Source organism: Cupriavidus basilensis OR16, from assembly GCF_000243095.1.
Taxonomy (GTDB): domain Bacteria; phylum Pseudomonadota; class Gammaproteobacteria; order Burkholderiales; family Burkholderiaceae; genus Cupriavidus; species Cupriavidus basilensis_D.
This window is the reverse complement of sequence record NZ_AHJE01000089.1, coordinates 23,525-34,691: the sequence shown is the minus strand read 5'-3', so window position 1 is coordinate 34,691 and position 11,167 is coordinate 23,525. Positions and strand designations below refer to the sequence as shown.

Sequence of the window (11,167 nt, the reverse complement as noted above, 5' to 3'; positions counted from 1 at the left end):
GCAATGTCACCGTGCATATCGAGAACCAGCAATTGCGCCGCTATGGCGGCAACTACAGCCAGTTCGAGACGCTGCGCCTGCAGCAGATGGCCTTGCAGCAGTCGGCCTACTCGCGCCAGCAAAAGGAAATCGCCCACCTCGAATCCTTCATCACCCGCTTCAAGGCCAAGGCCAGCAAGGCACGCCAGGCGCAGAGCCGGGTCAAGGCACTGGAGAAGATGGAGCGGCTGGCGCCGGTGCATATCGCCGCGGGCTTTGCGTTCGAGTTCCGCGAGCCGGATTCGGCGCCCAACCCGATGATGGTGCTCGAAGGCGTGGACTGCGGCTATCCCGCTCCCGCGCCGGACGCACCGCCCGTGACCATCCTGCACAACCTCACGCTGTCGATCCAGACCGGCCAGCGCATCGGCCTGCTGGGTGCCAACGGCCAGGGCAAGTCGACACTGGTCAAGACGCTGGCCGCCTCGCAGGAAGCGCTGGCCGGCACGCTGCGCCAGGGCAAGGGCCTGCAGATCGGCTACTTTGCCCAGCACCAGCTGGAAACGCTGCGCGATCACGAGTCCCCGCTGCAGCACTTGGCCCGGCTCGCGCCGGACACCCGCGAGCAGGAACTGCGCGACTTCCTCGGCAGCTTCAACTTCCGCGGCGAAATGGCCACCGCGTCGATCGAGCCGTTCTCCGGCGGCGAGAAGGCGCGCCTGGCGCTGTCGCTGATCGTCTGGCAAAAGCCCAACCTGCTCCTGCTCGACGAGCCGACCAACCACCTGGACCTCGACACCCGCGAGGCTCTCACCATGGCGCTGGCGCAGTTCGAAGGCACGCTGATCGTGGTCTCTCACGACCGGCACTTGCTGCGCGCCACCACCGACCAGTTCCTGCTGGTGGCCGACGGCACCATCCAGCCCTTCGACGGCGACCTGGACGATTACCGCGACTGGCTGCTCAAGCAAGCCGCGGCCAAGCGCAATGCGGCCACCGCCGCGCACTCGCAGGAAGACGGCGAAACGCCGGCCGCCTCCACCGCCAACCGCCGCGACCAGCGCCGCGCCGAGGCCGACGAGCGCCAGCGCCTGACGCAGTTGCGCAAGCCGCTGGCCAAGGAACTGGAAAAGGTGGAAAAACGCATGGCTGTGCTGCAGCAGGCCAAAGCGGAGATCGACACGTTCATGGCCGACGAGGCCAGCTACGCGGAGGCCAACAAGGCAAAGCTGATGGAGATGCTCAAGCGCCAAGGCGAGGTCGGCGGCGAGCTGGACACGCTGGAAGAGCGCTGGCTGGCGCTGCAGGAGCAGATCGAGCTGATCGTTTGATCGTTTGATCGCTTGATCGTTGGATGGTGCGAAGGGTGCCGGGGTCCCGGCCCCCGGGATGCGCGCCGGCAGCCGCCGGTGCGCACCAGGCTGATCAGCGGTAGTTCTTCTCGCGCCGGATCATGCCGACCGCCAGCGTGGCGGACAGGATAAACAGCCAGATCAGCGACCACGCCGGGATCGACAGGCCAAAGATCGGGGGCAGCGGCGTGGTGCACATGCCATCCGAGTAGAACACCTGCGGCAGGATCTTGGCCGTGGGCAACTGGTTGACCCAGTTCTCCAACGGATCGATGCCGCAGCTGGCCTTGGGGTTGAGCAGCAGCGACACGTGATAGCCCGCCACCGCGATGCCGGCCACGCCGGACAACATGCCCAGGCCCTGCCACAAGCTGCGCGTGTTCTGCGCGATGGCGGCCAGCAGCGAGAACAGGCCGATGCCGACAAAGGCGAAGCGCTGCATCACGCAAAGCGGGCAAGGCTGGTAGCCCTCGACATGCTGCAGGTAGAGGGCGTAGCCGACCAGGCCGAACGAAATCGCGGCGATCAGCAAAAAGAAACTACGGGAATTGGCTTGCATGGCTCACTAGCAAAAAAGGGCCGGGCGACATGCGCCGGCGCGCAATACGAGGCACATTATTACCGATTTTGCGCAAGATGCCCGCGCAATCCCGCGCGCCGGGCTCGCCGCCACTTGCGGCGGATTGACGCAGGTGGCCACGGCACCGCGTCGCGCCGTCCTGGCTCAGGCGCCTACGCCTATGCTGCCCGCCTTCAGGGTGCGCGCACGCCGCCGGGCAAGCCACGCCAGCGCTGCGCCGGCAAGCGGTACAGCCAGTGCTCCCGCAACGGGCTGCCCGGCGCGACGCCCGGGTGCTCGAAAGTCCCTTCCGCCACCATGCCCAGCCGCGCCATCACGGCCCGCGAACGGGCGTTGGGCAGCGCCGTGAACGAGACGATTTGCGCCAGCGCCAGTTGCTCGAAGCCAAAGCGCAGCGCGGCCTGCGCCGCCTCCGTGGCATAACCCTGCCCCCAGTACGCCTGCGCCAGGCGCCAGCCGATTTCCACGCAGGGCGAAAACGGCAACGCAGCGGCAGGCTCGTGCAGGCCGACAAAGCCGATGAAAGCGCCGTCGGCCTTGCGCTCGACCGCCCAAAAGCCCCAGCCCCGCTGCGCGACCAGCGTCTGGCAGCGCAGCGCCATCGCGTCGCTGGCCGCGCGGTCCAGCGGCGCGGGGAAACATGCCATTACCACAGGATCGGCATTGAGCGAGGCAAAGGGGGCGAAATCCGCCTCACGCCACTGGCGCAGGCGCAGGCGCGCGGTTTCCAGCACGACCGGCTCATGGCCGGCCGCGCCTGCCGCCGCAGTGCGTTGATCGGGCATGGTGGCTGTTTCTCCTGGGCCGATGTCAGCGCGCGGCGGCGCCCTGCTCCGCCCGGCTGCGCTGGTAGGCTTCGAGCGCCCGCGCATCCGCGTGGCTGACGAGTTCGCAAATCAACAGCGTCTTGCCCGGCAGCGCGGCGCTTTCCCGCGCCACGACGGAAACGGTGCCGAGACCAGGCAGGGGCTGCTGGGCGGCCGGCAGAGCGCGGGCAAAGCCCTTGGTGGCAGTGCCCAGCAACGTCGAAGTCTCCTGCTTGAGCTGGTAGCGCGCGGCCAGCGCTGCGGCCTGCTGGCCTTGCACCAGCACCCCCACCGACGTACCGGCGAATACCACTTCATCGCTCTGGAAACCGTCCTGCCCGATCGGCTGCGGCAGCTTGTAGATGGCCGCGCCCAGCCTGGACAGGTCCGGCTTGGCGAGCTTCTCGGCGGCCTCGTAGACCGCGGTGGCGGACTTCGTGGTGTAGGGCGGCTTGCACAGCGCTGCGTCAAAAAACGCCTTGGTGGCATCGGCCGCGATGACAGCGCCGGACACCGAGAGCAGCGTGGCGCCGCAGCCGATCAGGGCCAGCACGCCGGCGTGGCGGCGGACGTTGAAAGTGCGCATGGATGAACTCCGATTAGAAAGTGCCTCGGAATATACCCAAAAATGGCATGAACATGGCCAGTAGTGGGCTGCAAGCCTCACTCCATATGCCGAACCCGGTCGATCGCCTGCTCCAGCCGCTCCACCGCTATCACTTCCAGGCCCTCAATCTTCTGCTTGGGCGCATTGGCCTTGGGGATCACCGCGATCGAGAAGCCCAGCTTGGCCGCCTCGCGCAAGCGGTCCTGCCCGCGCGGGCTGGGCCGGATCTCGCCGGCCAGGCCGATTTCGCCAAACACCACCAGGCCACGTGGCAGCGGCTTGTTGCGCATGGAGGAGTGAATGGCCAGCAGCACCGCCAGGTCGGCCGCCGGCTCGGTGATCTTGACCCCGCCCACGGCGTTGAGGAAGACGTCCTGGTCGAAGCAGGCAATGCCGGCATGGCGGTGCAGCACCGCCAGCAGCATGGCCAGCCGGTTCTGCTCCAGTCCCACCGCCAGGCGGCGCGGGTTCGGCACGTTCGCGGTATCCACCAGCGCCTGCACCTCCACCAGCAACGGCCGCGTGCCCTCCTGCGTCACCAGCACGCAGGAGCCGGGCACCACCTGTTCATGCTGCGACAGGAACAGCGCGGACGGGTTGCTGACGCCGCGCAGCCCGCGCTCGGTCATGGCGAAGACACCCAGCTCGTTGACGGCGCCAAAGCGGTTCTTGAAGGCACGGATCAGGCGGTGCGAGGAATGCGTGTCGCCCTCGAAGTACAGCACGGTGTCGACGATGTGCTCCAGCACCCGCGGGCCGGCCAGGCTGCCGTCCTTGGTCACATGGCCCACCAGGATGATGGTGGTGCCGGTGCTCTTGGCGATCCGGGTCAGTTGCGCCGCGCACTCGCGCACCTGGGCCACCGAGCCCGGCGCCGAGGTCAATGCATCCGAGAACAGGGTCTGGATCGAGTCGATTACCGCCACCTCGGGCTTTTCCACCTCCAGGGTGGCCTGGATCTTCTCAAGCTGGATCTCGGCCAGCAGCGCCAAGTGCGGGCTGTCCACACCCAGGCGCTGCGCGCGCAGCGCGATCTGCGCGCCGGACTCTTCGCCGCTGACGTACAGCACGCGGCGTTGCGCCGACAGGTTGGCCAAGGCCTGCAGCAACAAGGTGGACTTGCCGATGCCGGGGTCGCCGCCGATCAGCACCACGCCGCCTGACACCAGGCCGCCGCCGAGCACGCGGTCGAACTCCTCGATGCCGCTGGAAAAGCGCGGCACGTCGGCAGCGTCGATCTCGGACAGGCGCTGCACCATGGCGGAAGCGGCCAGCGGCTGGAAGCGCTTGGTCGAGGGCGTCTCCGCCACGCTCTCCACCAGCGTGTTCCATTGCTGGCACTGCGGGCACTGGCCTTGCCAGCGCGGCGAGGTGCCGCCGCATTCGGTGCAGGTATAGACGTTCTTGGGCTTGGCCAACTGAGGTCCTAGGGAATGCGGAAGAAAATGACGGGACAGGCGCTCGCGCTGCCCCTGCCCCTGCGCAATTGGCCGCTCAGGCCAGCGCGGGCTGCTCGGGCGCGGTCAGGGTCGCCACGGTAACGGGCACCCGGGGCGCCAGCGCGCACATCAGCTCATAGCCCACGGTGCCGCTGGCCATGGCGACGTCGTCGATCGGCAGGCCCTGGCCCCACAGGGTCACGGCGCTGCCCACCTTGGCCTTAGGGCAAGGCGTCAGGTCCACGCAGATCATGTGGCGTAGCCGCAGGCCACCACGTCCGATGCGCATCGGCCGCTCGGCCTTGAACAGCGAGCCATAGCCAACGGTATCGCCCGGCTGCAGGTCCTGCACCGAGATCAGCTCGCTGTGCAGCGACATGGCCGGCTGCAGCCCGAAGCTGGCCACGTCGGCCGCGACCCCCGTGGGCGAAGCACCGTACAGCACCACGCCCGGACGGACCCAGGCGCGATGGGCCTGGGGATGCCACAGCGTGGCGGCCGAGTTGGACAGGCTGGCCTCGCCCGGCAAGTTGGCGGTGGTGGCGTCGAACACGTCAAGCTGATGCGCGATGCCGCGCGCGCTGTCAGCGTCCGAGAAATGGGTCATATGCACGATACTGCCCACGCAAGACAGGGTCCGCGCACGCTCCCAAGCCGTGCGGTACTGCTCCGGGCGGAAGCCCAGCCGGTTCATGCCGGTGTTGAGCTTGAGCTGGATGCCCAGCGGCCCCTTGGGACGCGCCACTTCCAGCATGCGCAGCTGCTCCTCGCAATGCACCGCGGTGGTGAGACGGTACTGCTCCAGCAAGGGCACGTCCTGCGGCTGGAAGAAACCTTCGAGCAGCAGGATCGGGCCCTGCCAGCCCAGTTCGCGCAGCAGCACGGCTTCGTTCAGGTCGAGCAGGCCAAAGCCGTCGGCGGCGCGCAGGCCGGCGAAGGCACGGCGGATGCCGTGGCCATAGGCGTTGGCCTTGATCACGGCCCAGACGCGCGACTGGGGTGCGCAACGGCGCACTACGTCCAGGTTGTTGGCCAGGGCCGGTTGGTGAATGACGGCGTGAATGGGTCTTGGCATGGGATCGCTTCTAGTGCTTCTAGTGCTTGGTGTGCTTCTGGTGTGCTTCTAGTGGATTGCGGCGCGGCGGATCGGCGCGGGGCCTGGCTGGCTGGCCGGACCGCTCCCGGCGCGTGGATGCACCATATCAGGGAAGACCCGGTACGCGCAGCGCGTCGCACAGACGTTATTTGAACACATTAGGGCAAACATTTAGGGAATCGCTGCGCGCTTGCGCTGTCCAACCGGCGGCCCGTGGATGCTCGGAATCGCCTTATTTTCGTGTTATAAAGCCGGACGTTCCGGCCATGTTTTAAAAGTGATGCAATATGTCGAACACGGTCAGGCAAGCTGCGCAACGATCCCACGGCCGGCCCCGGCATCACTTTGACAACGACGCGGGCCCAGGTTCCCTCCAGGCATTCACAGCGCCCAGCGGCGCGCTGCTGCCTGACATGTACGGTGATAGCGATGGAGACAGAGTCCAAAGTATGAAGAAGGGTTTTTATACCATCATGGCCGCGCAGTTCTTCTCCTCGCTGGCCGACAATGCGCTACTCATCGCCGCTATCGCCCTTCTGACCGAGCTGCACTCCCCACAGTGGATGACGCCGCTGCTCAAATTGTTCTTCGTGCTGTCCTATGTCGTGCTGGCCGCCTTCGTGGGCGCCTTTGCCGACTCGATGCCCAAGGGCAAGGTGATGTTCATCACCAACACCATCAAGATAGCGGGGTGCGCCATCATGATGTTCGGCTTGCACCCGCTGCTGGCCTACGGCATCGTCGGGTTCGGCGCGGCGGCGTACTCGCCCGCCAAGTACGGCATCCTCACGGAGCTGCTGCCACCGGAGAAACTGGTGGCCGCCAATGGATGGATCGAGGGCCTGACGGTCGGCTCGATCATTCTGGGCACCGTTGTGGGCGGCGCATTGATCTCGGTGCACATTTCCAAGCTTCTGCTGGGCGTCGACGTCCCCTACATCAACACCGGCATCAACACGCCGGCCGAGGCCGCGATGGTAGTGATCATGCTGTTCTACGTGATCGCGGCCATCTTCAACCTGTTTATTCCCGAGACCGGCGCCCACTACCCGCAGCAGGAAAAGAACCCGATCAAGCTCATCGCGGAATTCGGCGACTGCTTTACCGCCTTGTGGCGCGACAAGCTGGGCCAGATCTCGCTGGCGGTGACGACGCTGTTCTGGGGCGTGGGCGCCACCCTCCAGTTCATTGTGCTCAAGTGGGCCGAAAAATCGCTTGGCCTCAATCTCTCGCAGAGCGCGCTGCTGCAAGCGGTGGTGGCGGTAGGCGTCGCGGTAGGGGCAATCATGGCCGCGGCACGCATTCCATTGCGCAGATCGCTGTCGGTATTGCCGTTCGGTGTCGCGATGGGAGGCGTCGTGATGTTGATGGCGTTCTACACGAAGGACACCGTGCCGTACGTCATGATCAACCTCCTTGGGCTGCACATGCCGCTGTACATGGGGATCGCCTATGTCTTCCTGATGGTGGTGGGCGCCATGTCTGGCTACTTCGTGGTCCCGATGAACGCGCTGCTGCAGCACCGTGGACACGTGCTGCTCTCGGCCGGCCACTCCATCGCCGTGCAGAATTTCAATGAGAACGTGTCGGTATTGCTGATGCTTTGCTTGTACGCCTTGCTGATCAAGCTGAACGCGCCGATTGGCTTGGTCATTGTGGCTCTTGGCTTCTTCATCTGCGTCACCATGCTGCTGGTGATGCGGCTACACCGCCACAACATGATCAATTTCAACTCGCTCGCGCTGATCGGCGAGGACAAGCACCACTAAGCGCCTCTTGACCCGCAGGCCGGTTCAGCTCACTGGCCTGGCGATACGTTCGCGCGCCCGCTCCTCTCCCGTTTGCCTGCCCAGGCCAGCCAGTCCGGCAAGGTCGACCACCATCCGTGCAGGTGATCGGGCGCGATGCCCAGGCTGCCGATCGCCGCCGGCACCACGCCGTCGCGGTAGAACAGCCAGCCGAGCAGGTAGACCTCGCTGCGGTCGACCGGCGGCCCAGCAGCGCCAGGGCCTCGGGCGTGCGTGACAGCGACAGCTGCCTGCGCACGATATGTTCAAGCTTGTCGCCCAGGCGGTCCACCAGGTTGGGGCCGACAAAGCAATGGCGGTCCAGCGCGGCAGCGCCGGGCCCGCCGCCGCGCGGCGCGCCGTCCGCCGCGGGCTCGACCAGCAGGTAGAACTTGGCCGCCATCTCCCAGTGCACGGTGGCGTCGCTGGCCACGTCGCGCCAGACAAAATCGAGCTCGCCCAACGTCTGCACGCCATGCGCGCCGGCGCGGCGCACCGGCAAGTTCGCCGCGAGCAACTCCAGCCCCTCGGTGTGTTCCAGCGTGAATTGCAGCAGGCGCTCCGCATGCCGGCCCAGCCGCAGGCTGGGCGCGGGCGATGGGCCGCGCACGCGTTGCTGCTCCAGGCCCGCGGCGAGCTCCGCAATGGTGGGGGGCAGCGCGGCGGGGTCGGCAGCGGGCAGCCAGCGCTGCCAGGCGGCCAGCGCCCCTTCCGGCCAGCGCGCGAGCGCTGCCTGCGAATGCCCGGGGGCATTGCCATTGACGATGGGACTGCCTGCCTCATCGGTCGGCAGGAATGCCAGGAGAGGGGGCGACAGCGAGCACCAGGCGAGCTCGCGCAGGCGCTGCGAGGCGGCATGGCGCCAGAGCGGCGCCATCTCGATGGCGCCGCCGGGGCTCAGCGCGAACTCAGGCCTTGGCTCCCGCACGGGCATGTACCTCGCGGGCCAGGCACAGGTCTTCCCAGGCGCGCGCCTTGTCCGACAAGGTGCGCAACAGGTAGGCCGGGTGGTAGGTCACCACCACCGGAATGCCTTCGTAGCTATGCACTGTGCCGCGCAGCTTGCCGATCGGTGTGGTGGTGCGCAGCAGGGACTGGGCCGCAAAGCGCCCCAGCACCACGATCAGCTTGGGCTGGATCAGCGCGATCTGCCGGCGCAGGTAGGGCTCGCACTGGGCGACCTCCTCCGGCTCGGGATTGCGGTTGCCGGGCGGGCGGCATTTCAGCACGTTGGCGATAAACACATTGCGCCCGCGTGCCAGGCCGACTGCCGCCAGCATATTGTCGAGCAGCTTGCCAGCCTGGCCCACGAAGGGCTCGCCTTGCAGGTCCTCGTTTTCGCCCGGGGCTTCGCCGACCAGCATCCATTCGGCCTGGCGGTCGCCCACGCCGAACACGGTCTGGGTACGCCCATGGCATAACTGGCAATCGGTGCAGCCGCGGACCCGCTGTTCGAGCGCGGCCCATTCCAGGCGGGCAATCACGGCTTCGCGGGCGTCCGTATCGGCCAGCACAGGCTCTGCCGGGATGCGTGCGACAGCAACTTCGGGCTGGGCGGGCGCCGCCGGTTCCATATCGGTTTGCAGCGACCCTGCGTCAGGCGCGACTTCGGCCCAGGCCGCCTCCACGCTAGCTTCGGCCATGGCAGCCTGGGCCACTTCGCGCGAGGCCGTATCTTCGATGACGGCGGCATCGTCCGCGCTTGCCTCGGCGAGCGCCGCCACTGCGGATGGCTCGACGGCCTCGGGCAGGAGCGGCGCGCGGCGCAACACCCATTCATCGGCAATGCCGAGCACTTCGAGGAACCTGGCGCGGCGGCTCATGGCATGGCCTCCGTGGGCGCCCACGCGCGGCGCAGCACGAGCGCATCCTCGCGCGTCTGGCCGAGCGCCGGGTAATAGCCCTTGCGCCGGCCGATCTCCGCAAAGCCTGCCCGCCGGTACAACTCGATCGCGCCCACATTGGAAGGCCGCACTTCAAGCAGCATGGTATGGAGATGGTGGGCGTGCGAGGTAGCCATGGCGGCGGCCAGCAGCAACCGGCCAAGGCCGCCGCGCTGGCGCGCCGGATCCACGGTGATATTGAGCAGGTGCATCTCGTCGACGACCGGCATCAGCACCGTGTACGCGATCAGCACGCCCCCGTTATCCCGCAAGGTCAGGCCGATATGCCCGGCCTTGACGGAATTCTCGAAGTTGGCGCGCGTCCATGGGTGGCTGTAGGCGCGGGCTTCGATCTGCGCCACGGCTTCCACATCCAGCGCCGTCATGCGGTCGATCTTCCAGCCCGCCGGCACGCTTGGCATCACCGGCACTTCGGGCCATGCGTACCCGGTGCCCGACGCCGCAGGCGCGCACTGGCCGGGATTGGCCGAGCCGGTTTCCGGTGGCGGCTTCCGCTCCACGCTCACGGCTGGTCTCCCGCCGCGGCCAGCGCAGCGCGCTGCGCCGCCACGGCCTGGCGCTCGGCGATGGTCTGGGCCACCTTGTCGCGCAAATAGATCGGCATGGCATCGGCCGGCGCGACGGTCTCGTTACGGGCCAGCGCGCGCAAGGCGATCGATACCAGGGCCGGCGCGGCGGGCAAGGCCTCGGGCACCTCGTGCAGCGCGAGCGCCGTGGCCTTGAGGCGCTCGCCAAACACGGCGGCGGCACTGCCCGCCAGCCAGAACGGCCCTGGGGGCAGGCTGACGGCCTCCGGCGGACACACCTGCATGCCGGTCGCCGCCTGCCACTCCTGCGCGGCGCCGTCCCAGCGGAACGCGCCCGCATAGGCTTCGTCCATGCGGGCGTCCAGCGCTACCAGCACGGATACGCCAGGCGGCAGCGCCGGCACCCCTTCCCCGCCCAGGCGCACCCGTTCGGCGCAGGCCATCAGCGAATTGACGGGAACGACCGGCAGCTCGGCGCCAAAGGCCAGGCCTTGGGCCACGCCGCAGGCAGTGCGCAGGCCGGTAAAAGAGCCCGGCCCAGCGCCAAAGGCGATGGCGGCGCAGTCGGACAGGGCAATGCCAGCCTCGGCCAGCAGCTCGCCAGCAGCCGGCAGCACGCGGGAAGACGAGCGCGGGCCGGTGTGTTCATGACGAACCAGGCACTCCAGGGCGCCGCCATCGGCGATGCGCCCGAGCGCGACGGAACACCACTCGGTGGAGGTTTCAACTGCAAGAATCCAGGACATGGCGAGATTGTATCCGGAGCGGCCTCAAAAGCTGAACTAGCGCGGTGCGCACGCCTCGCCGGGGGCGCGCCGGACTGAAGCGTTCTTCGGTTTCTTTCGGCTCAAACGCCCGCCGGCGGGCGCTATCATCGCGGCTACCGGATTTTTCCCGCCGCCACACTTCCCCCAATCCAGCCAGGAGAACCCCATGAGCGACCTGCAGGCACGCTTCGCCCAAGCCCAGATCGACGTCAAGCAACTGACCGAGCGCCCCAGCAACATGCTCAAGGGCACCGCTCAGGAAGAAGCGCAGGAAAAATACATCGCGCTGGTGGAAGAACTGCGCAGCGGCGCCACCGCCTGAA

At 67.4% G+C, this 11,167-nt stretch carries 11 protein-coding genes and 1 pseudogene; 3 read left to right on the top strand and 9 right to left on the bottom strand.

Going from position 1 to position 11,167, the window contains the following annotated elements:
• The coding region (locus OR16_RS28540) for an ATP-binding cassette domain-containing protein (protein ID WP_006161980.1) at positions 1–1,310 on the top strand (1,310 nt) is incomplete at its 5' end.
• 94 nt (positions 1,311–1,404) lie between these two features.
• Here OR16_RS28540 and OR16_RS28535 read toward each other — a convergent pair.
• The 5 genes from OR16_RS28535 to alr form a co-directional block, all read right to left on the bottom strand.
• Positions 1,405–1,890, bottom strand: a complete 486-nt coding sequence (locus OR16_RS28535) for a disulfide bond formation protein B (protein WP_006161979.1) — start codon at positions 1,888–1,890, stop codon at positions 1,405–1,407.
• A 194-nt stretch (positions 1,891–2,084) separates the two neighbouring features.
• Positions 2,085–2,696 (bottom strand): GNAT family N-acetyltransferase, encoded by a 612-nt coding sequence (locus tag OR16_RS28530; protein WP_006161977.1) that lies wholly within the window; start codon positions 2,694–2,696, stop codon positions 2,085–2,087.
• Between the two features lie 25 nt (positions 2,697–2,721).
• Positions 2,722–3,303, bottom strand: a complete 582-nt coding sequence (locus tag OR16_RS28525; protein WP_006161975.1) for a hypothetical protein — start codon at positions 3,301–3,303, stop codon at positions 2,722–2,724.
• Positions 3,304–3,380: 77 nt separating this feature from the next.
• Positions 3,381–4,742: a DNA repair protein RadA gene (gene radA / locus OR16_RS28520; RefSeq protein WP_006161974.1), complete on the bottom strand. Its 1,362-nt coding sequence runs from the start codon at positions 4,740–4,742 to the stop codon at positions 3,381–3,383.
• Between the two features lie 76 nt (positions 4,743–4,818).
• Positions 4,819–5,838: an alanine racemase gene (alr, locus tag OR16_RS28515; protein WP_006161972.1), complete on the bottom strand. Its 1,020-nt coding sequence runs from the start codon at positions 5,836–5,838 to the stop codon at positions 4,819–4,821.
• A 470-nt stretch (positions 5,839–6,308) separates the two neighbouring features.
• On the opposite strand from alr, the gene lplT reads away from it, so the two are divergent.
• Positions 6,309–7,628 (top strand): lysophospholipid transporter LplT, encoded by a 1,320-nt coding sequence (gene lplT / locus OR16_RS28510; RefSeq protein WP_006161971.1) that lies wholly within the window; start codon positions 6,309–6,311, stop codon positions 7,626–7,628.
• A 68-nt stretch (positions 7,629–7,696) separates the two neighbouring features.
• Here the strand turns inward: lplT and OR16_RS28505 are convergent.
• From OR16_RS28505 to tsaB, 4 genes and pseudogenes are all read right to left on the bottom strand, one after another.
• Positions 7,697–8,580: pseudogene (locus tag OR16_RS28505) on the bottom strand (DUF1853 family protein); the annotation flags it as partial.
• Complete coding sequence (locus tag OR16_RS28500; protein WP_006161968.1) at positions 8,555–9,469, bottom strand: uracil-DNA glycosylase; 915 nt, start codon at positions 9,467–9,469, stop codon at positions 8,555–8,557. The gene OR16_RS28500 and the pseudogene OR16_RS28505, both read right to left, overlap by 26 nt.
• Positions 9,466–9,951, bottom strand: coding sequence for a ribosomal protein S18-alanine N-acetyltransferase (gene rimI / locus OR16_RS28495; RefSeq protein WP_050983137.1), 486 nt, complete (start codon positions 9,949–9,951; stop codon positions 9,466–9,468). Before rimI ends, OR16_RS28500 begins: the two co-directional genes overlap by 4 nt.
• A gap of 101 nt (positions 9,952–10,052) precedes the next feature.
• On the bottom strand, positions 10,053–10,823 hold the full coding sequence (gene tsaB / locus OR16_RS28490; RefSeq protein ID WP_006161965.1) for a tRNA (adenosine(37)-N6)-threonylcarbamoyltransferase complex dimerization subunit type 1 TsaB: 771 nt from the start codon (positions 10,821–10,823) through the stop codon (positions 10,053–10,055).
• Between the two features lie 187 nt (positions 10,824–11,010).
• Here tsaB and OR16_RS44680 point away from each other — a divergent pair, with 187 nt between their 5' ends.
• The gene (locus OR16_RS44680) at positions 11,011–11,166 is read left to right on the top strand and encodes a hypothetical protein (RefSeq protein ID WP_006161964.1); all 156 of its coding nucleotides are present in this window, start codon (positions 11,011–11,013) and stop codon (positions 11,164–11,166) included.
• Position 11,167 lies beyond the last annotated feature (1 nt).

Bases quoted from the DNA above. Each gene is read 5' to 3' on its own strand.
- OR16_RS28525 (WP_006161975.1), bottom strand. From the start codon at position 3,303: ATGCGCACTTTCAACGTCCGCCGCCACGCCGGCGTGCTGGCCCTGATC.
- OR16_RS28535 (WP_006161979.1), bottom strand. From the start codon at position 1,890: ATGCAAGCCAATTCCCGTAGTTTCTTTTTGCTGATCGCCGCGATTTCG.
- OR16_RS28500 (WP_006161968.1), bottom strand. From the start codon at position 9,469: ATGAGCCGCCGCGCCAGGTTCCTCGAAGTGCTCGGCATTGCCGATGAA.
- rimI (WP_050983137.1), bottom strand. From the start codon at position 9,951: ATGCCAAGCGTGCCGGCGGGCTGGAAGATCGACCGCATGACGGCGCTG.
- tsaB (WP_006161965.1), bottom strand. From the start codon at position 10,823: ATGTCCTGGATTCTTGCAGTTGAAACCTCCACCGAGTGGTGTTCCGTC.
- lplT (WP_006161971.1), top strand. From the start codon at position 6,309: ATGAAGAAGGGTTTTTATACCATCATGGCCGCGCAGTTCTTCTCCTCG.
- OR16_RS28530 (WP_006161977.1), bottom strand. From the start codon at position 2,696: ATGCCCGATCAACGCACTGCGGCGGCAGGCGCGGCCGGCCATGAGCCG.
- OR16_RS44680 (WP_006161964.1), top strand. From the start codon at position 11,011: ATGAGCGACCTGCAGGCACGCTTCGCCCAAGCCCAGATCGACGTCAAG.
- alr (WP_006161972.1), bottom strand. From the start codon at position 5,838: ATGCCAAGACCCATTCACGCCGTCATTCACCAACCGGCCCTGGCCAAC.